We start from the raw sequence: 23,364 nt of genomic DNA, 5'->3' as shown, positions 1-23,364 counted from the left end.
TCAAGTGCGCCCTATGGCGGCTAGCCACTCGGGGATGCGCCGCTCCAGGTAGTAACCCGGTTGCCTGAGCGTACCGTCGACGAAGCCGACATGCCCGCCCTTGGCTTGCAGTTCGAATTGCGTGCAAGCGGACAATTCATCGACGTGCGGCAGGCTGTGGGGAAACACGAAGGGGTCGTCGGCGGCCTGAATCATCAAGGTCGGCGTGCGAATTTCGCCAAGGAAATAGCGGCTTGAAGCGCGACGATAGTAATCCTCGGCATCGACAAAACCGTTCAGCGGTGCGGTAACCCGGCCATCGAAGTCCCAGAACGTGCGCATGTTTTCCAGCGAGCCAAGCGCCGCCAGGGCTGCCAGGCCCTCCTCGCGTCCGTCGTGCTGGAACTGTCGCTGCTTGTTCTTGATGTAGGCGAGCATCTCGCGCATGAAATGTGCCTGATAGACTTTTGAGAAGCCTTGGTCGATGCGGTCGGCGCACTGGTCCAGGCGGAATGGCACCGACACCGCCACGGCACCCATCACGCCGCTGTCGCTGCCGGTCTCGCCCAAATGCTTGAGCAGGATATTGCCGCCCAATGAGTAGCCGACAGCATACAGCGGAGCGAGAGGCCGTTTGGCCCGCAAGTGCCTGATGGTTTCGGCCAGGTCTTCGCTGGCGCCGGAATGGTAGCTGCGCGGCAACAGGTTGGGTTCGCCCGAACAGCCGCGCCAGTTCAGCGCGACGCTGGCCCAGCCTCGGTCGCTCAACGCTTTTTGCATTCCCGCCACATAAGGCGAATTCGATGACCCGGTGAGCCCGTGCAACACCAGTACCAACGGTGCGTCGGCGCTGTGCGGGCCGTGCCAGTCAAGGTCGAGAAAATCGCCGTCTTCAAGCCAAAGACGTTCGCGTTCGCGACTGATGTGCACGGTTTTACGCCACAGCGGCCCCCACAAGGTTTGCAAGTGCGGATTGCCGATGCCGAAGGCAGGGGTGAAGGACGGCGGTGAGGCCAGTGCGGGGTGCGGTTGCACAGTCATTCTCGGTGGGAGTGTTCATGAGTCTGCCCGAAGACGCGGCGGGACAGTGCCGCGACCGCGTCATCATGGTTGTCTAACTTGCCACAATCTCGCCAGGCACGCGACACATGGTATTGGTTGCGCTTTCGCCTGGAGCTGGCAGCGGTTGTTGATCGGTCTTCGGCCCCAGGATGACAGCGCGCCATTGGTCGGCGTGGTAATGCCGGTTGAGTGCGTTTTTGATTGATACCAGGTTCAGTTTCAACGCGGCTTGCGTGGCAAAGTCGAGGTCCAGCGGCAGATTTTGAGTGCTGATGGCGTACAACTGTCTCAGAATCTGCGCATTGGTAGCGCTGTTCAACGGCGCGCTACCGGTCAGTTGCTGTTGGCTGTCTTCGAGTTCCTGTTGGGTTGGCCCTTGGGTGAGGAAGTCGCTGAACATCGTCTTGATATGGGCCAGCACGGCATCGGCCTGCTCAGGTCGGGTCTGCAATTCAATGGTCAGCCATCCTTGCGCCTGAAGGGCCGAGAGGTCGGCTTCAACGCGGTAGGCCAGGCCTCGGCGTTCACGCAGTTCTTTGGTCAGTCGGTTGGTGAAAATCCGCATGGCCATCTGTAGCGCGACGTAGTCCGGACTGTTTCGCAATGCACTTGGCTGGGCAAGGCGCAGGTAAGCCTGGGTCGATGGTCGCTCAATGCGCAGCAGACCTGGAGCGGCTGGACTTGTCACTGGCTGGATCGCCGCAGTGGCCGGTCCCAGGGGCAAGGCCGCGGATATCTGCGCACCGATGCGTTGGGCTTCTTCCTCGGTGAGGTCGCCGACCAGTGTGATCTGGGCATTGCCCGCGGCATAAGCCTCGCGATGAAAGTCTTGCACCTGGGTGCGGGTGATGGCGGTCAGTCCGGCCCTGGTTCCGTAGAGGGACTGGGCATAACCGTGGTCGGGAAACAGCTGGCCGAGATTGGCTTTTTGGGCTTGAGCTGCATGGGACTGCTCTTCACGGTCCAGAAAGTACTGCAATTGGGATTTCACCGTAGGCAGGGACTCTTGCGGTAACAGCGGCTTGCCGAGTACCTGGGCAAACAGTTCCAGGGCTGGAGTGCGCCGTGATTCGTCACTCAGACTTCGCAGGGAAATCCAGGTCCGGTCCTGGCTGATGCCCATATTCATCCTTGCTCCCAGATTATCGAACGTCGCCTGTATGGCATTGATGTCCTTGCCATCTACGCCCTCATTCAAAAGGCTAACGGTGACCGCGGCCAGGCCGGGTTGATGTGATGTGTGGGCGCTGCCGGCGGCAAAGCTCACAAGGGCATCGAACATCGGCAGGCCAGGGGTGCGGATGAACAGGATCTTCGTTCCACTGAGGGTTTTGTAACCCTTGATCGGCAGTGTGCGGTGGGTCGCCGGAGTCTGTGGTTCATTGAGCGATTGCAGCGCTGGCTTCTGGGGCGCCGTGGTTGCAGTGGCAGTGGCCTGTGCACTCAACAGCATGCCGGCCAGGATCAATCCATTGATGAGGCCTTTGAGCTTATCCATTGTTTTTCTCCGGCAAGATTGTTGCGGTACTCAGGCGCTCACGCGTCAGGTAAGTCTTTGCGACCTGTTGAATATCCAGGGGCGTGACCTTGTTCAGCTCATCCGTATCCTGATCGGCCAGCCGCCAGTCCAGGCCGATGGTTTCCAGCAGACCCAAGGTATAGGCCTGCCCTTCCAGATCATCCTGTGCATAAACCGTGTTAGCGATCACAAGGTTTTTCGCGCGCTCCAGTTCTGCCGGTTCCGGTGCCTTGCTCTTCAGTGATTCGATCACTTGCCACAGACGGACGAGGGCCTCGTCAGCGTCATTGAGCTTGTCCGGGTTGAGCTGTGTGGTGATGGTCAGCAACGAATCGCCGCGTTTGAAGGCGTCGTACTCTGAGTCGGCCTCGGTGAATATCGTCTCGCTCAGTTGCAGCTGCTGTTTGATCCGCGCGCTACTGGATCCGGCCAGTAACATATCGAGCAAGCGCAGGGCATGGGCGGTCCGACGATCCGGTGCCGTGGCCAGGCTGGGCGCGTTGAAGCTCATGATCAGGCGTGGGGATGCTATCGGTGCATGCAAGGTCAGTGACCGTTCACCGGCAGACGCCAGCTCGACGGGGGCGGGCGTCACAGGTGTCGCACGTCGCTCAAGGTGGCCGAAGTACTGCTGTGCCAGGGCCTTGATCCGCTCAGGTACAACATCGCCAACGACCACCAGCGTCGCATTGTCCGGCGAATACCAGGCCTGATACCACTGCTGCAATTGCACGGTGTTCATGCGTTGCAGATCGTGCATCCAGCCGATTGTCGGGGTGCGGTAGCCGCTGGCCGGGTAGGCAATGCTGTTCAGTCGTTCGTGAACCGACGCGGTGATTTCATCATCAACGCGCATCCGACGCTCCTCCTGAATGACCTTGAGCTCGGGTGTGAAGTCCTGTGCATCCAGCTTTGCCGTACTCATCAGGTCGGCCAGTATTTCGAAAGCGACGCCAGTGCGGCCGGAAGGCAGTGTCTGGTAAAAAACCGTGTAATCGGTGCCGGTAAATGCGTTTTGATTGGCGCCAAGTTTTTCCAGTATTGCTGCGAACTCTCCGGCGCAGGCCTTGCTGCTGCCTTTGTAGACCATATGTTCGAGGGCGTGGGACAGGCCCGACTGGCCGGGTGGTTCGTAGCTTGAACCGGCCTTGATCCAGAGTTGGGCGGTGACGATGGGGGAGCGGTGGTCCTCGCGCACGACAACCTTGAGGCCGTTATCCAGTACGAAGTCTTGTGTCGCAGGGGGGGGGCGCCGCGCTGGCCATGAGCGGCAGACAGGCGATAAAGGGCAGCATAAATGTGCTGCGGGAGATGTTCATCCGTGTTCATCCTCAGTGGTTTGCAGGTAATTGCGCAAACCACTGTGGATGATCCGAAAGGACGTCAGGCGGTAACTATGTAGTGCATTCCCGAATCGACGTCGGGGTAGTCATCTCGCTGGGAGTCAGGGCTGCGTTGCTCGCAGCTTGTTTGAAAGACCAAGCCACACTTCTCGCGCCGCGCGCCACACCAGGCATGGCATGGCACAGGAAATAATTGATGTCAGACCCATTATTAATGCTCCGGAACTCCCAGCGGTTGTTCGGAAGGTTTATCAGCCGGGGCCGGTAACGTTTTTTGCGGCACGGTCGGGCCAGCGCTGATGATGACCATCTTGTCCGTGCTCAGGTGTTTGTTCATGGCGGTTTTGACCTGCTCGACGGTCAGGGCCTGGGACTGTTGCATGAAATCTTCCAGATGACTCAGCGGTAAGTTGTAGAAACCGATGGCGCCCAATTGGCCGACGATATCGGCGTTGCTCGCGGTGGACAGCGGGAAGCTGCCGACCAGCTTACGCTTGGCGTCGTCGAGCTCTTTTTCGGTCGGGCCGGTCTCAAGGTAGTTGGCCAGCACGTCCTTCACCAATTTCAAGGTGCCTTCGCTCATCTCGGCGCGGGTTTGCAGTTTGATCTTGAATGGGCCACGCGCCTGCATCGGGGTGAAACTCGAGTACACGCCATAAGTCAGGCCGCGTTTCTCGCGCACTTCACTCATCAACCGGCTGCCAAAGCCGCCGCCGCCGAGGATCTGGTTGCCCATGGACAGCGCGGCGTAATCCGGGTCGTTACGGTCGATGCCCAGTTGCGCAAGCATCAAATGGGTCTGTGTCGACGCAGTCTCAATGTGAAAGATGCCCGACTCTGGCTCTGCCGGTTGCTCGATTTTTTCAGTTACCGGGCCTTTTGGCAGGGCACTAGACACCTGTGCCGCGATCATCTCGGCTTCCGCGCGGGAAATGTCGCCGACCAACGCGATCACTACGTTTGCTGCTGTGTGGGTTCTTGTATGGAAGGTTCGAAGCTGTTCGGGAGTAATCAGCGAAATGTTTTGCGCGTTGCCATATTTGGAGTGAGCGTAAGGGTGATCACCGTACAAGCGCTTAAATGCCTCCAGACTCACCTGTTGACTGATGCTTTGTTGGGTATCTTCCAGCGCGACGGCCAACTGGTTTTTGTACCTGGCGATTGAATCGAGCTGGAAGGCCGGTTTTCCGACCACTTCAGCGAATAGCTTCAAAGCGGCCCCACGTTTGTCAGCTGCACTCAGACTGCGCAGCGAGACAGTCGCCAAGTCTTTGTGGGTGCTGGCGTTGAAAACGGCACCGACTGCCTCGAAAACTTCGGCTATCTGGTTGGCATTTTTTTCAGCGATACCTTCGTTCAGCAAGCAGTTCGCCATCAATGCCAAGCCAGGGTGGCCGCCATCCTGGCTACTGCCGGCGGCAATAGTCAGTTGCAAGTCAAGCATTGGCATTTCCGGCGTGGCGACAAATAACACCCTTGCACCTTCGGAGGTGTTCCAGGTTTGCACGTCCAGCTTGCGGGAGCTCGGTGCTTTACCGTCGAGCTCCGCCAGTGACTCCACAGGCAGGTTGGGGCCGTCAGGACCGCCAGTCTCATGAGTGATTTCCTCGGGCAAGACATGGGCAACACTCAGGCGAGCGCGGGTGAAAAATGCGTGGGCCGCTTTCCGGATGTCTTCGGGGGTTACCTCCTGCAGACCGGCAAGTTCAGTATCCATCAGCTTCCACGATAGGCCGATTGTTTCCAGCTTTCCGATAGTGTGAGCCTGACGGCTGATCAAGTCTCGTTGGTAGGCCAGTTGAGCGATCGCTTGAGCGCGTACCCGCTCCATTTCCTCAGCAGAAGGCGCGGTGGTTTTGAGCTGTTCGAGCAGTCGCCACAGGCCGGCTTCAACCTGCTCTATGGTTTTGTGTTTCTGGACGTTCGGTGTCGCTGACAAGGTGAACAAGCTGTCGCCTCGGGTGTAGGGGGCGTAGCCCGAAGACGCATAGGAAACAAGCTCTTCACCACGTTGCAGTAGCGCCGGGATACGGGCGCTATCACCACCATCAAGCAGGGACGCAATCAGTCGCAAGGCATTGACCAGGCGTTTGTCTTCGGCGGTGGCGATACCGGGCACGTTGAACGCCATGAATATTTGCGGCACCTGGATCGGTGTGTGCACTGTAATCCTGCGTTCGCCTGGCTCTGCCAGTTCCAACGGAATCTTGACTGGGGGGATGTCACGACGTGGGATCGGCCCGAACCAACGCTGGGCTAGGGTGACGACCTCTTCCAGTGTCACGGCACCCACCACTACCAGCGTGGCATTGTTCGGTGCATACCAGGACTGGTACCACAGACGAAGCTCTTCGAGCTTCATGCGCTCAAGATCGGCCATCCAGCCAATGGTCGGCGTGTGATAGCCACTGGCAGGGTAGGCCATGGCATTGAAGCGTTCGTAGGCCTTGGACATCGGTTTGTCGTCGGTGTTCAGGCGGCGTTCTTCCTTGATGACTTCGATCTCTTTATTGAACTCCCCTGCTGGCAGATGTGCGTTTACCATGCGGTCGGCTTCGAGTTCGAGGGCCACGCTAAGGTAGTCGCGGGCCAGCAACTGGTGATAAACAGTAGCGTCGTTGCTGGTAAAGGCGTTCTCTTTAGCGCCGAGGTTGCGCAATATTATCGATGCTTCACCCGGGCGGGTTTTGTTGCTGCCCTTGAACACCATGTGTTCCAGGGCGTGGGACAGCCCTGATTGCCCCGGATGTTCATAGCTGGAGCCGACTTTGTACCAGAGCTGGGAGATCACTACTGGCGCTCGATGATCCTCGCGTACGATGATCTTCAGGCCATTTTCGAGAGTGTATTCATGCGTGGGGTTTGGAGTTCGTTCAGTCATTAGCTTGTTCATCCGTTAATCATCCATTGCATCCATGCGAGTCATTTCGCACGTCAACGATGATCCAGGATCAGAGGAACAAGCCACCTCAGATGTGTTGCGTTTTAAGAAACAGCCGTCGTACCGGGCAGGCCATTGATGCTGTCCGCGTTATAGCGGGCCACCCACTTGTAACCAGTCTTGCGACTGATGCTGTGAGCCGCACAGAGTTGGCTGAAATTGAGTCGACCAGACAGATAGTCGGCAATGAACATCACTTTCAGGTCCATAGGTTTCAGCTCTCGCCACGGCATGGTCAGATCCTCGGAATCGACCAGTGCCAGTTAAAGACTGTTACCTATGTGCTTGAACTGTTTTGTTACCTATGTGGGTGAGTCATACCGTGAGTCATACCGTGGACGTTTTTGGCGGGTTTTTTAGGATGGGCCATTAATGCTCCGGAACCCCGAGCGGCTGCTCGGTAGGTTTATCAGTAGGGGCCGGTAACGGCTTTTGCGGCACGGTCGGGCCAGCGCTGACGATGACCATCTTGTCCGTGCTCAGGTGTTTGTTCATGGCGGCTTTGACCTGCTCGACGGTCAAGGCCTGGGATTGTTGCATGAAGTCTTCCAGGTGACTCAACGGCAGGTTATAGAAACCGATGGCGCCCAGTTGGCCGACGATATCGGCGTTGCTCGCGGTGGACAGCGGGAAGCTGCCGGCCAATTCGGGCTTGGCGTCGTCGAGCTCTTTTTCGGTCGGGCCGGTTTTAAGGTGGTCGGCCAGCACATCTTGCACCAGTTTCAGGGTGCCCTCGCTCATCTCGGCGCGGGTTTGCAGGTTGATCATGAACGGGCTGCGCACCTGCATCGGGGTGAAGCCCGAATACACGCCGTAAGTCAGGCCACGCTTCTCGCGCACCTCACTCATCAAGCGGGTGCCGAAGCCGCCGCCGCCGAGGATCTGGTTGCCCATGGACAACACCGCGTAGTCCGGGTCGTTGCGGTCGATACCCAGTTGCGCGAGCATCAGGTTGGTCTGCTTGGACGGAAACTGTGTCTCGCTTGCTTGGGAGCACGAACAGTGTGGGGCTGCGAGCGGTGCAGGTTCGGCAACCCCTTGGTTCACTGTTTGCAATTCAGCGGCAGGCTTGAAAATTGAACAACAGCGTTATTCCAGCGAACCTTCCAATGGGAAAATGTGGGCTGTTGTCATTCGCTGCTCTGTGAAGTAAGTGTTGGCGAAGTCTTGAATGTCCTTGGCGGTGACGCCCAGCAAAGCTTGGTATTCCTGCGCCCTGTTACTCAGAGGCAGTTTTGAATGATGATATCTGGTGACGATGGCGGGTAAAATCAAAGGATCTTGCTCCCTTTTGGCCCATAGGGTGAGACGCTTTTCACGAGCCTGTTCCAAGGTTTGGGTATCGATTGGATTTCGTTTTAGCTCATTTATGTAAGTGTGCAGCCCCTGCTCTAACTGACTTGGAGTTTGATCCGCCGACAGGGCCGTAACACTCAGAGAAAAAAGGCCCGCATTTTCGTAGCATCGTACCCCTGCGACGCCCCACCCGTCTGGCATTAGCAGGAAGTAGTTGGTCAGAAGCTCCGCGAGGATGCCTAAGGCGCCGAAAGCCTTGGGATCTTCATTGAAGAAGTTGCGGTCGGGCAAATTGAAGGCCATGACCGCCATAGGCTCTTTAGTGTTTTTGCGCAGTTCGATATGTCGCTTGCCTGGTTCGGAAGCTTCTTTGATGTAGTTGAAGGCCTCAAGAGATCTATGCGGGATTGCAGAGAAATGCTGTTCTGCCAACTTGAAAACGTTCACGGCGTTAACATTGCCGACAACGACCAGCGTTGCATTATTGGGCATGTACCAACGCTGATACCATTGGCGCAGTTGATTGATATCAAGTCTTGAAAGGCTGACTGGAGTGCCGTTGGCGTTGTTGGAATAACCACTGAAAGGATAAAATAGTTCGTTGATCTCCTGTGATGTATTGTAGTTGGATATAAAAACATCGCTTTCGACTCGATAGCTATTTTGTTGTTGTATTTGCGCCTGCAAAGTTGCGTCGGTCATTTTTGGTGCTGCCATCAAGGTGGCGTGTTGGCTGAATGCTTCCTCTAGGCAGGAAGGTGGTACGCGCTGTATATACGACGTAAAGTCATCCCGATGAAACGATTTAAGCTCGTACACATCGGATGTTACTGTGTCTTGACTGTCTTGGAGTAATACGCCGGCCAGCATGAGGTTAATACCCGCATTTTCCGATAGTTCGTTACGGTGACTGACTTTGTAGCTAAGTTCGATGTGGACGTCAGTGGCTTGACTGAGTTCGGCAACAATGATTTTCAGGCCATTGTCGAGAGTGAGCTCTTTTGTCGGAGAGGTGGGATATGTTATCTGCATGGTTTGCGAGTCCATTTGCGGTTATGCGAGTCATTTCGCTCGCCAACAATGCTCACAAGTATTAAATCTATCTAGGGTAAATATGTTTCCCGTTACGACTATTGTAGAGATATCGGGTGGGGGGATGCCCACCCGAACTTGGTTATGCGGAAGGGAGAGCGCCGCGCTGCCACAACGAGTAATACACTCGCCCGGATTTCTGCTCCCGGTGCAGGCGCCAGTTCTCCGGCAGGCCCAGGGTCGACGGTGCCGACTCGCTTTCGGTGTACACCCAGGCGTCTTCGGCCAGCCATTGGCGCTCTTCGAGCAACTTGCAAACGGCGGGCAGCAGGTCCTGGTTGAACGGCGGATCGAGGAACACCAGGTCGTAGGCCGTTGCGGTCTGGGTTTCCAGGTAGCGCAGGGCGTCGGTGGTCTGGACCTGGCCGTTGGTGCACCGCAGCGTGCCCAGGTGCTCTTTCAGGCTGGACACCGCGATGCTGCTGGCGTCCAGAGCCTGGCCCATGGCCGCGCCGCGGGACAGGGCTTCGAGGAACAGCGCGCCGCTGCCGGTGAACGGGTCGAGTACCTTGGCGCCCGGCACGTAAGGTGCGAGCCAGTTGAACAGGGTTTCACGCACACGGTCCGGCGTCGGGCGCAGGCCCGGGGCGTCGGGGAAGCTCAGCTTCCGGCTGCGCCATTCTCCGCCGATGATGCGCAGCTGGTTCACGCCGTTGTGGACGTTTTTGGCGGGTTTTTTAGGATGGGCCATTAATGCTCCGGAACCCCGAGCGGCTGCTCGGAAGGTTTATCAGTAGGGGCCGGTAACGGCTTTTGCGGCACGGTCGGGCCAGCGCTGACGATGACCATCTTGTCCGTGCTCAGGTGTTTGTTCATGGCGGCTTTGACCTGCTCGACGGTCAAGGCCTGGGATTGTTGCATGAAGTCTTCCAGGTGACTCAACGGCAGGTTATAGAAACCGATGGCGCCCAGTTGGCCGACGATATCGGCGTTGCTCGCGGTGGACAGCGGGAAGCTGCCGGCCAGTTCGCGCTTGGCGTCGTCGAGCTCTTTTTCGGTCGGGCCGGTTTTAAGGTAGTCGGCCAGTACATCCTGCACCAGTTTCAGGGTGCCCTCGCTCATCTCGGCGCGGGTTTGCAGGTTGATCATGAACGGGCCGCGCACCTGCATCGGGGTGAAGCCCGAATACACGCCGTAAGTCAGGCCACGCTTCTCGCGCACCTCACTCATCAGGCGGGTGCCGAAGCCGCCGCCACCGAGAATCTGGTTACCCATGGACAACGCCGCGTAGTCCGGGTCGTCGCGGTCGATGCCCAGTTGCGCGAGCATCAGGTTGGTCTGCTTGGACGGGAACTCGATATGGCCGACGCTGGCCTTGGGTTCGACGGGCTGCGCGATTTTCGCCAAGGCCGGGCCTTTGGGCAAGGTACTGGAAACCTGTGCGGCAATCGCTTCGGCTTCCGCGCGGGACAGGTCGCCGACCAGCGCGATCACCACATTACCGGCTGCATAGGCCTTCTCGTGGAAGGCATGCAGTTGGGCCACGGTGATCGTCGGTACGGTTTTCGCCGTGCCGTCGCTGGCGTGTGCGTACGGGTGATCACCGTACAAGCGGTTCATCAGTTCCAGGCTCGCCAGTTTGCCGGGGTTCTGTTTCTGGTATTCGAAACCGGCGAGCATCTGGTTCTTGATGCGGGCCAGCGAATCGGCAGGGAAAGTCGGCTTGCCGATGACTTCGGCGAACAGCTTCAGGGCCGGCTCGCGCTTGTCCTTGGCACTCAGGCTGCGCAGCGAAGCGATTGCCATGTCCTTAAAAGCGCCGTTGCCGAAATCGGCGCCCAGGCCTTCGAAGCCCTGGGCAATGGCGCCGACGTCTTTGCCGGCCACGCCTTCGTTGAGCATGGCGTTGGTCAACACCGCCACGCCCGGTGCATCGCCGTCCTGGCTGCTGCCGGCAGCGAAGATCAGGCGCATGTCGAACATCGGCAGCTCATGGGCTTCGACAAAGAGCACCTTGGTGCCTTCGGCGGTGTTCCAGGTCTGCACATCCAGCTTGCGGTGGGCCGGTGCCTTGCCGTTGAGTTCGGTCAGCGATTGCAGTTTCTGGCTGGCCCTGGCCTTGTCCAGGGCTTCGCTGGCATTGGTTTCACCGGAGCGCGACAGATAGAACGCGGCGGAGCCGATAACGGCGACGGCGACCAGGCCGATCAGGGCCAGGCGGGAGGGTTTACGCTCACTCATGAGTCGTCTCCAGAGGCAGTACATGGGCGACGCTGAGACGTTCGCGGGTGAAATACAGCTTGGCGGCTTTCTGGATGTCTTCCGGCGTGACGCTTTCCAGATCGGCCAATTCGGTGTCCATCAGTTTCCATGACAGACCGACGGTTTCCAGTTGGCCGATGGCCGTGGCCTGACTGGTGATCGAGTCGCGCTCGAAGACCAGGCCGGCGATGACTTGTGCGCGGACCCGTTCCAGTTCTTCGGCGGTTGGCGCGGTGGTTTTCAACTGGTCGAGCAGCTTCCACAAACCGGATTGCGCCTGGGCGATGGTCTTGTGTTTCTGCGAGTTTGGCGATGCCGACAGGGTGAAGAGGCTGTCGCCACGGGTGTAGGCGTCGTAACTCGACGAACCGCCGGACACCAGTTCTTCGCCGCGCTCCAGTTGCGTCGGGATGCGTCCGCTGTAGCCGCCGTCAAGCAGTGCCGAGATCAGCCGCAGGGCATTGACCAGGCGTTTGTCGTCGGTGGTGGCGATGCTCGGCACGTTGAAGGCCAGCATCAGGCTAGGCAGTTGGGTCTGCACGTGCAGGGTGATCTGGCGCTCGCCCGGTTCGGCCAGTTCCAGCGGTTTTTTCGCGGCGGGCACTTCACGCTTGGCGATCGGGCCGAAATAGCGTTGGGCCAGGGTTTTGACTTCGTCCGGGGTGACATCGCCAACCACCACCAGCGTGGCGTTGTTGGGCACGTACCAGGTTTCGTACCAGTGGCGCAGCTCTTCGACTTTCATCCGCTCAAGGTCGGCCATCCAGCCGATGGTCGGCGTGTGATAGCCGCTGGCCGGGTAGGCCATGGCCTTGAAGCGCTCGTAGGCCTTGGCCATCGGCTTGTCGTCGGTACGCAGGCGACGTTCTTCCTTGATGACCTCGATTTCCTTGGCGAACTCATCAGGTGGCAGGCGCAGGCTGGCCATGCGGTCGGCTTCCAGCTCGAAGGCCACGCCCAAGCGATCCCGAGCCAGCACCTGGTAGTACGCGGTGAAATCATCGCTGGTGAATGCGTTCTCCTCGGCACCCAGGTCGCGCAGGATCAGCGAGGCTTCGCCGGGACCGACTTTCTCGCTGCCCTTGAACATCATGTGCTCCAGGGCGTGGGACAGGCCGGTATTGCCCGGTGTCTCGTAGCTGGAGCCGACCTTGTACCAGACCTGGGAAACCACCACGGGAGCACGATGGTCTTCGCGCACGACCACCTTCAAGCCATTGTCGAGAGTGAATTCGTGGGTGGGTTGCGGGTCGGCAGCCAGGGCCGAAAGGGGCAGGCAAACTGTGCTGAGCAGCAGGCCTGCGGCGCGGCGGGCAAGAGCATTCATTCGTTTTCAAACCTTTGGGGCTGCCCGCTTGTTCTTAGCGTCAGCGGGCGAGAGGGTGCTAGGATACTGATCCGTTTTACTGGCGGCCACGCCTATCAGGCCTTTGATTGGCCTGCGGGTTGTATGGGTTACCGGCAGAAACTTTGAGTTTGTCAGCTAAACTCTGCGTTTTCGCCGACGATGCCGTTCCAGTCCTTCGTATTAGTCGAGCTTTGAGGTGCTTTTGATCACCTCGACAAAATGTTGCGCGTGAACAAGCTGGGTGAAACACAGTCTGTTCTGCATCGAATATTTATTTGCCGGGGCGCCATTGGCGCGTCGCTACCGTGAGATAGCCGTCCTCCATGTTTGGTTCCAACGACGACAAGAAGACCCCAGCTGCGGCTGGCGAGAAAAAAAGCCTGTTCGGATGGCTGCGCAAAAAGCCGCAGGAACCCGTCGTCGAACAGCCACAAGCCATTCCTGAACCAGCGCCGACGCCGGTCCCGGTAATAGAAGAAGCGCCCGCGTCGGTTATTTTGCCGATTGCCGAGCCGTTGCAGCAACCCAAGGTTGAAGCCGCTCCCGAACCCGTCAGCGAAATCGTCACCGAACAGCCGTTGGCCCCGACGGCCGAGCCGTGGTTGACCCTGCCGGTGGCCGAAGAACCCGTGGCATTGGTCGAAAATGACCTGGCTCCTCACGTGACACCACCGATTCCGGCTCCGGTAGCGTTTACGCCTGCACCGGCTCATGTGCCTGTGGTCGAACCTATTGTTGAACCAGTCGTCGTAGCCGAGCCTGTGCCTGTTGTCAGCCAGCCAGAGGTTCCGGTATTCGTTGCTCCGGTTGCTCCGGTTGCTCCGGTTGCTCCGGTTGCTCCGGTTGCTCCGGTTGCTCAAGCACCGGCACCCGCTCCAATTCCTGAGCCGATCGCGGCGCCCGTCGAAGCCCTGGCGGAGCCGGTACGCACCGAAGAAACCAAAGCCGGTTTCTTCGCCCGCCTCAAGCAGGGCCTGTCCAAGACCAGCGCCAGTATCGGCGAAGGCATGGCCAGCCTGTTCCTGGGCAAAAAGGTCATTGATGACGAACTGCTCGAAGATCTCGAAACCCGTTTGCTGACCGCCGACGTTGGTGTCGAAGCCACCTCGGTGATCATTCAGCGTCTGACGCAGAAGGTTGCGCGCAAGGAGCTGGCCGACGCCGACGCTCTGTACAAATCCCTGCAAGCCGAGCTGGCAGCGATGCTCAAGCCGGTCGAGCAGCCGCTGAAAGTCACCTCGCAGAACAAGCCGTTCGTGATTCTGGTGGTCGGCGTCAACGGTGCCGGCAAGACCACCACCATCGGCAAGCTGGCGAAGAAGCTGCAGCTGGAAGGCAAGAAAGTCATGCTCGCCGCTGGCGACACCTTCCGTGCCGCGGCGGTGGAGCAATTGCAGGTCTGGGGTGAGCGCAACAAGATCCCGGTGATCGCGCAGCACACTGGCGCCGACTCGGCCTCGGTGATCTTCGATGCCGTGCAGGCCGCCAAGGCCCGTGGCATTGATGTACTGATCGCCGACACCGCCGGCCGCCTGCACACCAAAGACAACCTGATGGAAGAGCTGAAAAAGGTTCGCCGGGTGATCGGCAAGCTTGACGCCGACGCCCCTCACGAAGTGCTGTTGGTGCTTGACGCTGGCACCGGCCAGAACGCCATCAACCAGGCCAAGCAATTCAATCAGACCGTCGAATTGACCGGCCTGGCGCTGACCAAGCTCGACGGCACCGCCAAGGGCGGGGTGATTTTCGCCCTGGCCAAGCAATTCGGCCTGCCGATCCGCTACATTGGCGTCGGCGAAGGTATCGACGATTTGCGTACCTTTGAAGCAGAACCCTTTGTCCAGGCATTGTTTGCCGAGCGGGAGCGTTCATGATTCGTTTCGAACAGGTCGGTAAGCGCTACCCGAACGGTCACGTCGGCTTGCATGAGCTGAGCTTTCGAGTCCGTCGTGGCGAGTTCTTGTTTGTCACCGGCCATTCCGGCGCCGGTAAATCCACGCTGTTGCGCCTGTTGCTGGCGATGGAACGCCCGACCAGCGGAAAGCTGCTGCTCGCCGGGCAAGACCTGAGCACCATCAGCAACGCGCAGATTCCTTTCTTGCGCCGGCAGATCGGCGTGGTGTTCCAGAATCACCAGTTGCTGTTCGATCGCACGGTGTTCAATAACGTCGCGTTGCCTTTGCAGATTCTGGGCCTGTCCAAGGCCGAGATCGCCAAGCGCGTGGACTCGGCACTGGAGCGCGTGGCACTGTCGGATAAAACCGATCTGTACCCGGGCGACCTGTCCACCGGTCAGCAGCAGCGCGTCGGCATCGCCCGCGCCATCGTTCACCGTCCGGCCTTGCTGCTGGCGGATGAACCGACCGGTAACCTCGACCCGCGTCTGGCCGCCGAGATCATGGGTGTGTTCGAAGACATCAATCGCCTGGGTACCAGCGTGCTGATCGCCAGTCACGACCTGGCCCTGATCGCCCGCATGCGCCATCGCATGCTGACGCTGCAACGCGGTCGATTGATCGGTGACGGGGAGGCCGCGGTATGAGCGCAACACGTAGCCCCAAGGTTTCCGAACGTGTGGCCCCAAAGGCCGCCGATCCGCAGCCGCAAAAGAAAAAACACGACGATGACGACGGGCCGGACTTTGCCACGTTGTTCCGCGCCTGGATCGAAAGCCATCGTGCCAGTCTGGTGGACAGCCTGCGCCGCCTGGGCAAGCAGCCCATCGGCAGTTTTTTCACCTGCATGGTGATGGCGGTAGCCCTGAGTTTGCCCATGGGGCTGTCACTTTTGCTAAGTAACGTCGAGCGCCTTGGCGGTTCCTGGCAGCGCGCGGCGCAGATTTCCCTGTATCTGGATCTTGAGGCCAAACCGGCCGAAGGCGAATCACTGCGCGATCAGATCAAGGGCATGCCTGGCGTCGCCGATGCCGAATATGTTGGCCGCGAGCAGGCGCTGGAAGAGTTCCAGCAACAGTCCGGTCTGGGCGAGGCGCTCAAGGAGTTGCCGGAGAACCCGCTGCCGGGCGTGGTCCTGGTGACGCCGGCCGAAGTCGACAAGCCGGCCCTTGAAGCATTAAGACAAAAACTATCCGAGCTGCCGAAGGTACAGCAGGCGCAACTTGATTTAGTCTGGGTCGAGCGTCTGGCAGCCATCCTCAAGCTGGGTGACCGTTTTGTCTTCGGTCTGACCGTGCTTCTGGTTTCTGCATTACTTTTGGTGATAGGCAATACCATTCGTCTTCATATTGAAAACCGCCGCACAGAGATAGAAGTGATTAAACTGGTCGGCGGCACTGACAGCTATGTACGCAGGCCCTTTCTATATATGGGTGCGCTGTATGGCTTCGGTGCGGGGATTCTGTCCTGGGGGGTACTGGCGTTCGGCCTTGATTGGCTGAACGACGCGGTGGTAGGGCTGGCCGGTTTGTACGGCAGTGATTTTGCGCTGGCTGGAGTGCCAGTTGCCGACGGTCTGTCTCTCTTGCTTGGCGCGGTGCTGTTGGGGTATATCGGTGCATGGATTGCAGTCGCACGCCACCTGAGGGAGCTTGCGCCTAAGTAGTATCATTTTGCTCGTATTGACCTTTCAGCGTTTTTGGGTTTTAGGGAACTTGTCTTTCGGTTTCCGGTCAATTTTCGCAGTGCTGAACTGCACGAGTTTGTAAGTCGGAGGTTTTTTCGTATGACCAATTCTTTGCAACCTGCATATGCTCTGGTCCCGGGTGCGAACCTGGAGGCCTATGTGCACACCGTCAACAGCATTCCATTGCTGTCGCCGGAGCAGGAGCGTGAACTGGCCGAGAGTCTCTATTATGAGCAGGATTTGGGGGCGGCTCGGCAGATGGTGCTCGCCCACCTGCGTTTTGTCGTACATATCGCCCGTAGCTATTCCGGCTACGGCCTGGCCCAGGCTGACCTGATCCAGGAAGGCAACGTCGGCCTGATGAAGGCCGTGAAGCGCTTCAACCCGGAAATGGGCGTGCGCCTGGTGTCCTTTGCCGTGCACTGGATCAAGGCGGAAATCCACGAGTTCATCCTGCGCAACTGGCGCATCGTGAAAGTCGCGACCACCAAGGCCCAGCGCAAGTTGTTCTTCAACCTGCGCAGCCAGAAGAAACGCCTGGCCTGGCTGAACAACGAGGAAGTCCACCGTGTGGCGGAAAGCCTCGGTGTAGAGCCTCGGGAAGTGCGCGAGATGGAAAGCCGCCTGACGGGCCATGATATGGCCTTCGACCCGGCTGCCGAAGCGGACGACGACAGTGCTTTCCAGTCGCCGGCCAACTATCTGGAAGACCACCGGTATGACCCGGCGCGTCAACTGGAAGACGCCGACTGGAGCGACAACTCCAACCACAACCTGCACGAAGCGCTGGAAGTGCTGGACGATCGCAGCCGTGACATCCTCTACCAGCGCTGGCTGGCGGAAGAAAAAGCCACGCTGCATGACCTGGCGCAGAAGTACAACGTATCGGCCGAGCGTATTCGTCAGCTTGAGAAGAGCGCGATGAACAAGCTCAAGGTGTCGATCGCTGCGTAAGCACTGTACAGGCAATAAAAAACGCCGCGGTCATTGATCCTGTGGGAGCGAGCTTGCTCGCGATGAGGTCCGAACATTCAATATAAAAGTTGAATGTCAGGCCGTCATCGCGGGCAAGCCCGCTCCCACAGTGGTTTTCAGGGTCTGAAAAATTGGGATCAGTTATTGGGCCCAAGGCGCCCGACGCGAGTCGTTCAGCCCGACCAGATAGCTGTCGCCACCCAACTGGCTCATCTGTCGCCGAATCCAGCCGGCACGTCGCGCCACGTAAGCGGTTGGATGGCTCGCACTCCACACGCGGGGGTTAGGCAGCACGGCGGCCAACAAGCTCGATTGCTGACGGCTGAGGTTCTTGGCGCTCACACCAAAGTGATGCCGAGCCGCCGCTTCAGCGCCAAACACACCGTCATCCCACTCGACACTGTTGAGGTACACCTCAAGAATCCGCTGCTTGGGCCAGAACACTTCGATCAGTCCGGTGAACCAGGCTTCCAGGCCTTTGCGCAGCCAGCTGCGGCCAGACCACAGGAACAGGTTTTTCGAGACTTGCTGGCTGAGGGTGCTGGCGCCACGGATCGAACCGCCGCGCTCGTTATGGGCAAACGCCGCCTGAATCGCGCCGATATCGAAGCCCCAGTGCTCCGGGAATTTCTGGTCTTCGCCGGCAATCACCGCGACTTTCAGGTCATCGGAGATCTCGTCCCAGGGTTTCCAGGTCCGTTGCAGGTCGATGGGTTCGCCGTCAAACCAGGATTCGATCTTGCGCTCGACCATCAGCGTCGTCCCCGGTGGCGGCACCACGCGAAAGATCAGCACCAGCAATACGCTGCCACCCATGAACCAGAGTACGGCCTTGGAGAAATGACGGAAATAGATACGCAGCATAGAGATGGCTTGGCCGAACCCGTTGAGCGGGCCATTATACAGACCCTTTGGATCGAAACTGACTGGAGTTCTGCATGCTGCGTGGCTTTCTGATGCTGGCCGCTTTTTTCGGCTTCACCGGTGTCGGCCTCGGGGCCTTTGCTGCCCATGGCCTGAAGAGCCACCTGAGCGCCGAGTACCTGGCGATCTTCCACACCGGCGTCACCTATCAACTGGTGCACGCCCTGGCGTTGCTCGGTGTCGCAGCGCTGGCCACGCAAATTCCTGGTCGACTCGCCACCTGGGCCGCTGCGTCGTTTGCCATCGGTATCCTGCTGTTTTCCGGCAGCCTGTATATATTGACGCTGACGGGCATCAGCAAGCTCGGCATCGTCACCCCGTTCGGTGGCTTGGCCTTTCTGGTGGGCTGGTTTTGCCTTGGACTTGCCGCCTGGCGCCTGAGCTGACTTAACGGTCCATTTCATGACGAATGGCTTGGGTCGGCCTGACTGATCGGGCTAGAATGCCAGCCCCTAAAAATGATGGCGGCATCCGGCATGCGCATTCAGTTGAACGGCGAATCCTTTGAACTGCCCGACGGTGAAACCGTTGCGGCCCTGCTGACCCGTCTGGACCTGACCGGACGCCGGGTGGCGGTCGAACTCAATCTGGATATCGTCCCGCGCAGTCAGCACGCAGACACCGCGTTGAACGACGGCGACAACGTCGAAGTGGTGCACGCCATCGGCGGCGGCTAGCCCCAAACACTGTGAAAACTGCTGCGCTCGGAAATACTGCGTTAAAAACAGGCTCGGAATGCTCATTTACAACCCGTAAACTCCGCTTCCTCGCCTGTTTTTGCCTTGTCTTTCCTTCGCTCGCGACGTTTTCACAGCGTTTGGTTAATAAGGAATTCTGCAAGAACCTCACCCCTACAGAGGATTTCCCATGAGCATCGTTCGCAGCGACAAGCCTTTCGTCCTGGCCGGTCGTACTTACCAGTCGCGTTTGCTGGTCGGTACCGGCAAGTACCGTGACATGGAAGAAACCCGCCTGGCCATCGAAACCTCGGGTGCCGAGATCGTCACCTTCGCCGTGCGCCGCACCAACCTTGGCCAGATCGAGGGCGAGCCGAACCTGCTCGAAGTGCTGTCGCCGGATCGCTACACCTTCCTGCCGAACACCGCCGGTTGCTACGACGCCATCGAAGCCGTGCGCACCTGCCGCCTGGCTCGTGAACTGCTCGACGGCCACAACCTGGTCAAGCTGGAAGTGCTGGCCGACCAGAAAACCCTGTTCCCCAACGTGATCGAAACCCTCAAGGCTGCCGAAACGCTGGTCAAGGAAGGCTTCGACGTGATGGTCTATACCAGTGATGACCCGATCATCGCCCGTCAATTGGCGGAAATCGGCTGCATCGCCGTCATGCCGCTGGCCGGTCTGATCGGCTCCGGTCTGGGGATCTGCAATCCGTACAACCTGCAGATCATCCTCGAAGAAGCCAAGATCCCGGTGCTGGTGGATGCCGGTGTCGGTACTGCTTCCGACGCCACCATCGCCATGGAACTGGGTTGTGATGCGGTGCTGATGAACTCGGCCATCGCACATGCCCAGCAACCGGTCATGATGGCTGAAGCCATGAAACATGCGATCGTCGCAGGCCGCCTGGCTTACCTCGCCGGCCGTATGCCGAAAAAACTCTATGCCAGCGCCTCTTCGCCGCTGGATGGTCTGATCAAGTAAGAGCCATTGATGACTGAATCGAACGACACGCCAATCCAGACGGAAGAAGGCGACGAGCGCCAACACCGCCGCATCAAGAGTTTCGTGATGCGCGCCGGGCGCATGACCGAAGGCCAGCAAAAGGGCCTGGAGCAGGGCACTCCGCTGTTCGTGCTGCCGCTGGCCGACGCGCCGGTGGATTTCGACCAAGTGTTCGGTCGCTCTGCACCGCGCTCGCTGGAAATTGGTTTCGGCATGGGCCATTCGCTGCTGGAAATGGCAGCGGCTGCGCCGGAGCAGGATTTCATTGGCGTCGAGGTGCACCGTCCGGGTGTCGGCGCACTGCTCAATGGCGTGCTGACTCAAGGCCTGACCAACCTGCGGGTCTACGATTGCGATGCGATCGAAGTGCTCAACCGCTGCGTCGCCGACAACAGCCTCGATCGCCTGATGCTGTTTTTCCCGGACCCGTGGCACAAGAGCCGTCACCACAAGCGCCGTATCGTTCAGGCGTCCTTCGCCGAATTGGTGCGAAGCAAGTTGAAGGTTGGTGGCATTCTGCACATGGCCACTGACTGGGAACCGTACGCCGAGTACATGCTGGAAGTGATGAACGTCGCGCCGGGTTACCGCAACCTCGCCGAAGACGGCAAGTGCGTACCGCGCCCGGCCGAGCGGCCGATCACCAAGTTCGAACGCCGTGGCGAACGTCTTGGGCATGGGGTTTGGGATTTGAAGTTCGAAAAACTGGCGTAAAACCTGTGGGAGCGAGCTTGCTCGCGATGGCGGCCTGACAGTCAACAGAGATGTTGGATATGATGGCCTCATCGCGAGCAAGCTCGCTCCCACAGTTGTTTTGGGGTGTGGCTTAATTCAGCGGCGGTCAGCGACTACGCCAATCAACACCAGCACCACCAGCAACACCGGCGCCAGGCTGTAGTTGTTGAACTGGCTCAAGCCGCGCACGACCCATGGTGTGGCGTAGATCAGCGCCGCGCCGCTGCCGATCAGGCACAGCAGGGACATCAGCGGTACGCGCAAGGCGCCGGCGATGCTGCCCAGGCGCTGCTCGACCCAGCCTTTGAAATCCGCACCAAACAGCACCAGCAGGCAGCCCACCAGGGCCAGGGCGATTTCCGAGAGGTTGCTGCGGCTCCAGCGAGACATGGTGGCAAGCAGGTCGAGTACCAAATCCATTCGATTTCCTTATGTCAGAAATTTCTGCAGCAAGTCGTTGAGGAAGAGTTGTCCGCGCTCGGTGGCTACCAGGCGTGACGGTTCGACCTGCAACAGGCCGCTTTGTTCGGCTTCACGGCGGCCTTCAGCAAGGCTTTCCAGCGTCATGCCGGTACGTTCCGGGTACAGCCGCGATTCGACGCCTTCAGTCAGGCGCAGCGCGTTCATCAGGAATTCGAACGGCATTTCATCGTTGGTCAGCGCTTTCTCGCCAGCCTTGAAGCTTTTCGCCGGATTCAGGTAATCCTTTGGCAAGCGGGTCTTCCAGGTGCGGACGATGCGCCCGTCCGGATGGCTGAGCTTGCCGTGGGCACCGGCACCGATGCCGATGAAGTCGCCAAAACTCCAGTAATTGAGGTTGTGGCGCGCCGGGCGACCGGGCAGGGCATAGGCCGAGACTTCGTATTGCGCGTAACCGTGTTCGGCCAGCAGTGCTTGCCCGGCCTCCTGAATGTCCCACAGCGTGTCGTCTTCCGGCAGTGTCGGCGGCTGGTTCCAGAACACTGTGTTCGGTTCCAGGGTCAGTTGATACCACGACAGGTGTGTCGGTTTCAGGGCGATGGCTGTGCGCAGGTCGGCCAAGGCATCGTCCAGGGACTGATTCGGCAAGCCATGCATCAAGTCCAGATTGAAGTTGTCGAACCCGGCCTGCCGCGCCATGCCGGCGGCGCGTACGGCTTCGTCACCGTTGTGGATCCGCCCCAGGGCCTCGAGCTTTTCTTGCTGAAAGCTCTGGATACCGATCGACAGGCGATTGATCCCCAGTTTCCGGTACGCCACGAACTTGTCTTGCTCGAACGTCCCCGGATTGGCTTCCAGCGTGATTTCGATGTCGCTGGCAAACGGGATGCGCTGTTCGACGCCTTTGAGCAAGCGACCCAGCGAATCAGCGCTGAATAGGCTTGGCGTGCCGCCACCGAAGAAAATCGAGCTCAGCTCACGACCATAGACGGCGTGCAGGTCCTGATCGAGATCGGCCAGCAATGCGTCGACGTACTCTTCTTCCGGCAGCACGGGGCTGGCGGTGTGGGAGTTGAAGTCGCAATAAGGGCATTTGCGCACGCACCACGGGATGTGGATATACAGCGCCAGCGGCGGCAGCACAGGCAGGGCCGCCCGAGGCGATTGAGCATCGCCGCCGAAGATCAGCGGCGACGCGGATGATTCACGGGTCATTTCAAGCCCAGACGCTGGCGCAGCAGATCCATTGCACGGGCGCGGTGGCTGATCTGGTTCTTGTCGCTCGGGCTCAGCTCGGCGCTGGAGCAATTACGCTCCGGCACCCAGAACAGCGGGTCGTAGCCGAAACCGTGTTCGCCGCTGGCCTGGGTCAGGATTCGCCCGTGCCACAAACCTTCGCAGAGGATCGGCAACGGATCATCGGCGTGGCGCACCAATGCCAGCACGCACACGAACTGCGCACCACGTTCGGCTTCAGGCACGTCTTTCAGCACGTCGAGCAGCTTGGCGTTGTTCGCCGCATCGCCCTTGCCGTCGGCGTAACGCGCCGAGTAGATACCCGGCGCACCGCCAAGGAAATCCACTGCCAGCCCGGAATCGTCGGCCAGCGCCGGCAGGCCGGAGATGCGCGCGGCATTGCGGGCCTTGAGGATGGCGTTCTCGACGAACGACAAACCAGTCTCTTCAGGCTCGACGCTGCTGAACTCGCCAATCGAGCGCAGATGCACCGACTCACCGAGCATGGCCTGGAGTTCCTTGAGTTTGCCGGCGTTATGGCTGGCCAGTACGAGTTGCGAGAAGTTGATCATTGGCCAGGGAAGAGCTCTTGGTTGAAATTGATGGTGTTGATCTTGTCGCCGGTCTGCACCTTGATGTTGAAGGTGCGGATTTCCTGCTGGGGTACCGGGTATTGGGCGATGTAGTAGATCGCTCCTTGCTCGGTGACCTGTTTGAAGTTCAGTGTGTAGCTTTGGCTGGTCAGGTCTTTGACGGTGCCGCTGACCTCGGCCGTCATCGGCGTGCCGGCCTTGATCACCGAAATGTTGATCACGCCCTGATCCTTGCTGCGCGTCAGCTGGGCGGCCTTGGCAACGTCCGGTAGCAGGTAGGTGGAGTTGAAGGTGTTGTAGTGCACCGTCACGTCGCCGAAGGTTTCCTTGCGTTCGCTCTTGATGGCGTCGGCGGCCATGACGGTGACGCTCAGGCAGGCAGTGAGTAGAAGCAACGCTAGACGACCCATGATCGTTCTCCTTGAAATAGTGTG

Annotated in this window: 19 protein-coding genes and 5 pseudogenes; 8 read left to right on the top strand and 16 right to left on the bottom strand. The window is 59.1% G+C overall.

Translation table 11 applies throughout. From position 1 onward, the window contains the following. The 11 genes and pseudogenes from AC3IT9_RS27570 to AC3IT9_RS27520 form a co-directional block, all read right to left on the bottom strand. Entirely contained in the window at positions 1-1,020 is a 1,020-nt protein-coding gene (locus tag AC3IT9_RS27570; protein WP_489271438.1) for a hydrolase, read from the bottom strand. A 73-nt stretch (positions 1,021-1,093) separates the two neighbouring features. Beyond that, entirely contained in the window at positions 1,094-2,539 is a 1,446-nt protein-coding gene (locus AC3IT9_RS27565; RefSeq protein ID WP_489271437.1) for a M16 family metallopeptidase, read from the bottom strand. After that, a pseudogene (locus AC3IT9_RS27560) lies at positions 2,532-3,879 on the bottom strand (M16 family metallopeptidase). Before AC3IT9_RS27560 ends, AC3IT9_RS27565 begins: the two are co-directional and overlap by 8 nt. 235 nt (positions 3,880-4,114) lie before the next feature. Then, a pseudogene (locus tag AC3IT9_RS27555) lies at positions 4,115-5,464 on the bottom strand (M16 family metallopeptidase); the annotation flags it as partial. A gap of 30 nt (positions 5,465-5,494) precedes the next feature. After that, positions 5,495-6,796 (bottom strand): annotated as a pseudogene (locus AC3IT9_RS27550) (M16 family metallopeptidase); the annotation flags it as partial. Between the two features lie 116 nt (positions 6,797-6,912). Beyond that, positions 6,913-7,077 (bottom strand): annotated as a pseudogene (locus AC3IT9_RS27545) (helix-turn-helix domain-containing protein); the annotation flags it as partial. 136 nt (positions 7,078-7,213) lie between these two features. Then, positions 7,214-7,816: pseudogene (locus tag AC3IT9_RS27540) on the bottom strand (M16 family metallopeptidase); the annotation flags it as partial. Positions 7,817-7,933: 117 nt separating this feature from the next. Continuing rightward, positions 7,934-9,172: a M16 family metallopeptidase gene (locus AC3IT9_RS27535; protein ID WP_489271436.1), complete on the bottom strand. Its 1,239-nt coding sequence runs from the start codon at positions 9,170-9,172 to the stop codon at positions 7,934-7,936. A gap of 142 nt (positions 9,173-9,314) precedes the next feature. Further along, a complete protein-coding gene (gene rsmD / locus AC3IT9_RS27530) occupies positions 9,315-9,923 on the bottom strand; it encodes a 16S rRNA (guanine(966)-N(2))-methyltransferase RsmD (RefSeq protein WP_489271435.1) in 609 nt (202 codons plus the stop codon). Next, entirely contained in the window at positions 9,923-11,413 is a 1,491-nt protein-coding gene (locus AC3IT9_RS27525) for a M16 family metallopeptidase (protein ID WP_489271434.1), read from the bottom strand. Before AC3IT9_RS27525 ends, rsmD begins: the two co-directional genes overlap by 1 nt. Beyond that, the gene (locus AC3IT9_RS27520) at positions 11,406-12,761 is read right to left on the bottom strand and encodes a M16 family metallopeptidase (protein WP_489271433.1); all 1,356 of its coding nucleotides are present in this window, start codon (positions 12,759-12,761) and stop codon (positions 11,406-11,408) included. The genes AC3IT9_RS27525 and AC3IT9_RS27520 overlap by 8 nt, the downstream gene beginning before the upstream one ends. 344 nt (positions 12,762-13,105) lie before the next feature. On the opposite strand from AC3IT9_RS27520, the gene ftsY reads away from it, so the two are divergent. The 4 genes from ftsY (at position 13,106) to rpoH (ending at position 17,318) form a co-directional block, all read left to right on the top strand. After that, entirely contained in the window at positions 13,106-14,656 is a 1,551-nt protein-coding gene (gene ftsY / locus AC3IT9_RS27515; RefSeq protein ID WP_489271432.1) for a signal recognition particle-docking protein FtsY, read from the top strand. Next, complete coding sequence (ftsE, locus tag AC3IT9_RS27510; protein WP_007975383.1) at positions 14,653-15,324, top strand: cell division ATP-binding protein FtsE; 672 nt, start codon at positions 14,653-14,655, stop codon at positions 15,322-15,324. Before ftsY ends, ftsE begins: the two co-directional genes overlap by 4 nt. Next, positions 15,321-16,343, top strand: coding sequence for a permease-like cell division protein FtsX (gene ftsX, locus AC3IT9_RS27505; RefSeq protein ID WP_489271431.1), 1,023 nt, complete (start codon positions 15,321-15,323; stop codon positions 16,341-16,343). The genes ftsE and ftsX overlap by 4 nt, the downstream gene beginning before the upstream one ends. Before the next feature lie 120 nt (positions 16,344-16,463). Further along, complete coding sequence (gene rpoH, locus AC3IT9_RS27500) at positions 16,464-17,318, top strand: RNA polymerase sigma factor RpoH (RefSeq protein ID WP_150725044.1); 855 nt, start codon at positions 16,464-16,466, stop codon at positions 17,316-17,318. Between the two features lie 162 nt (positions 17,319-17,480). Here the strand turns inward: rpoH and mtgA are convergent, their stop codons facing one another. Beyond that, positions 17,481-18,203 carry a monofunctional biosynthetic peptidoglycan transglycosylase gene (mtgA, locus tag AC3IT9_RS27495; RefSeq protein WP_150725045.1) on the bottom strand — a complete coding sequence of 241 codons (723 nt, stop codon included), beginning with the start codon at positions 18,201-18,203 and terminating at the stop codon, positions 17,481-17,483. Positions 18,204-18,277: 74 nt separating this feature from the next. Between mtgA and AC3IT9_RS27490 the strand changes: the two genes are divergently transcribed. From AC3IT9_RS27490 to trmB, 4 genes are all read left to right on the top strand, one after another. Beyond that, positions 18,278-18,649, top strand: a complete 372-nt coding sequence (locus AC3IT9_RS27490) for a DUF423 domain-containing protein (protein WP_489271430.1) — start codon at positions 18,278-18,280, stop codon at positions 18,647-18,649. 90 nt (positions 18,650-18,739) lie between these two features. After that, positions 18,740-18,940 (top strand): sulfur carrier protein ThiS, encoded by a 201-nt coding sequence (gene thiS, locus AC3IT9_RS27485; protein WP_050562648.1) that lies wholly within the window; start codon positions 18,740-18,742, stop codon positions 18,938-18,940. A 190-nt stretch (positions 18,941-19,130) separates the two neighbouring features. Continuing rightward, complete coding sequence (locus AC3IT9_RS27480) at positions 19,131-19,925, top strand: thiazole synthase (RefSeq protein WP_489271429.1); 795 nt, start codon at positions 19,131-19,133, stop codon at positions 19,923-19,925. Positions 19,926-19,934: 9 nt separating this feature from the next. Next, positions 19,935-20,660, top strand: coding sequence for a tRNA (guanosine(46)-N7)-methyltransferase TrmB (trmB, locus tag AC3IT9_RS27475; protein ID WP_489271428.1), 726 nt, complete (start codon positions 19,935-19,937; stop codon positions 20,658-20,660). Positions 20,661-20,777: 117 nt separating this feature from the next. Here trmB and AC3IT9_RS27470 read toward each other — a convergent pair whose 3' ends face one another. Genes AC3IT9_RS27470 through AC3IT9_RS27455 form a run of 4 tightly spaced genes read right to left on the bottom strand, consistent with a single transcriptional unit; the run spans position 20,778 to position 23,340 of the window. After that, the gene (locus AC3IT9_RS27470; protein ID WP_223445312.1) at positions 20,778-21,101 is read right to left on the bottom strand and encodes a DUF3392 domain-containing protein; all 324 of its coding nucleotides are present in this window, start codon (positions 21,099-21,101) and stop codon (positions 20,778-20,780) included. Between the two features lie 9 nt (positions 21,102-21,110). Then, positions 21,111-22,316 (bottom strand): radical SAM family heme chaperone HemW, encoded by a 1,206-nt coding sequence (gene hemW, locus AC3IT9_RS27465; RefSeq protein ID WP_150725050.1) that lies wholly within the window; start codon positions 22,314-22,316, stop codon positions 21,111-21,113. Beyond that, on the bottom strand, positions 22,313-22,909 hold the full coding sequence (gene rdgB / locus AC3IT9_RS27460; RefSeq protein WP_150755095.1) for an RdgB/HAM1 family non-canonical purine NTP pyrophosphatase: 597 nt from the start codon (positions 22,907-22,909) through the stop codon (positions 22,313-22,315). Before rdgB ends, hemW begins: the two co-directional genes overlap by 4 nt. Beyond that, positions 22,906-23,340: a DUF4426 domain-containing protein gene (locus AC3IT9_RS27455; protein WP_489271427.1), complete on the bottom strand. Its 435-nt coding sequence runs from the start codon at positions 23,338-23,340 to the stop codon at positions 22,906-22,908. The genes rdgB and AC3IT9_RS27455 overlap by 4 nt, the downstream gene beginning before the upstream one ends. Positions 23,341-23,364 lie beyond the last annotated feature (24 nt).

This window comes from Pseudomonas sp. KH_046_1 (assembly GCF_057839025.1).
The sequence above is the reverse complement of the archived record's forward strand: the minus strand, read 5'-3'. Positions and strand labels throughout refer to the sequence as shown.

Coding starts and splice junctions, on each gene's coding strand:
- AC3IT9_RS27570 (WP_489271438.1), bottom strand. CDS start 1,020: ATGACTGTGCAACCGCACCCCGCACTGGCCTCACCGCCGTCCTTCACC.
- AC3IT9_RS27565 (WP_489271437.1), bottom strand. CDS start 2,539: ATGGATAAGCTCAAAGGCCTCATCAATGGATTGATCCTGGCCGGCATG.
- AC3IT9_RS27535 (WP_489271436.1), bottom strand. CDS start 9,172: ATGCAGATAACATATCCCACCTCTCCGACAAAAGAGCTCACTCTCGAC.
- rsmD (WP_489271435.1), bottom strand. CDS start 9,923: ATGGCCCATCCTAAAAAACCCGCCAAAAACGTCCACAACGGCGTGAAC.
- AC3IT9_RS27525 (WP_489271434.1), bottom strand. CDS start 11,413: ATGAGTGAGCGTAAACCCTCCCGCCTGGCCCTGATCGGCCTGGTCGCC.
- AC3IT9_RS27520 (WP_489271433.1), bottom strand. CDS start 12,761: ATGAATGCTCTTGCCCGCCGCGCCGCAGGCCTGCTGCTCAGCACAGTT.
- ftsY (WP_489271432.1), top strand. CDS start 13,106: ATGTTTGGTTCCAACGACGACAAGAAGACCCCAGCTGCGGCTGGCGAG.
- ftsE (WP_007975383.1), top strand. CDS start 14,653: ATGATTCGTTTCGAACAGGTCGGTAAGCGCTACCCGAACGGTCACGTC.
- ftsX (WP_489271431.1), top strand. CDS start 15,321: ATGAGCGCAACACGTAGCCCCAAGGTTTCCGAACGTGTGGCCCCAAAG.
- rpoH (WP_150725044.1), top strand. CDS start 16,464: ATGACCAATTCTTTGCAACCTGCATATGCTCTGGTCCCGGGTGCGAAC.
- mtgA (WP_150725045.1), bottom strand. CDS start 18,203: ATGCTGCGTATCTATTTCCGTCATTTCTCCAAGGCCGTACTCTGGTTC.
- AC3IT9_RS27490 (WP_489271430.1), top strand. CDS start 18,278: ATGCTGCGTGGCTTTCTGATGCTGGCCGCTTTTTTCGGCTTCACCGGT.
- thiS (WP_050562648.1), top strand. CDS start 18,740: ATGCGCATTCAGTTGAACGGCGAATCCTTTGAACTGCCCGACGGTGAA.
- AC3IT9_RS27480 (WP_489271429.1), top strand. CDS start 19,131: ATGAGCATCGTTCGCAGCGACAAGCCTTTCGTCCTGGCCGGTCGTACT.
- trmB (WP_489271428.1), top strand. CDS start 19,935: ATGACTGAATCGAACGACACGCCAATCCAGACGGAAGAAGGCGACGAG.
- AC3IT9_RS27470 (WP_223445312.1), bottom strand. CDS start 21,101: ATGGATTTGGTACTCGACCTGCTTGCCACCATGTCTCGCTGGAGCCGC.
- hemW (WP_150725050.1), bottom strand. CDS start 22,316: ATGACCCGTGAATCATCCGCGTCGCCGCTGATCTTCGGCGGCGATGCT.
- rdgB (WP_150755095.1), bottom strand. CDS start 22,909: ATGATCAACTTCTCGCAACTCGTACTGGCCAGCCATAACGCCGGCAAA.
- AC3IT9_RS27455 (WP_489271427.1), bottom strand. CDS start 23,340: ATGGGTCGTCTAGCGTTGCTTCTACTCACTGCCTGCCTGAGCGTCACC.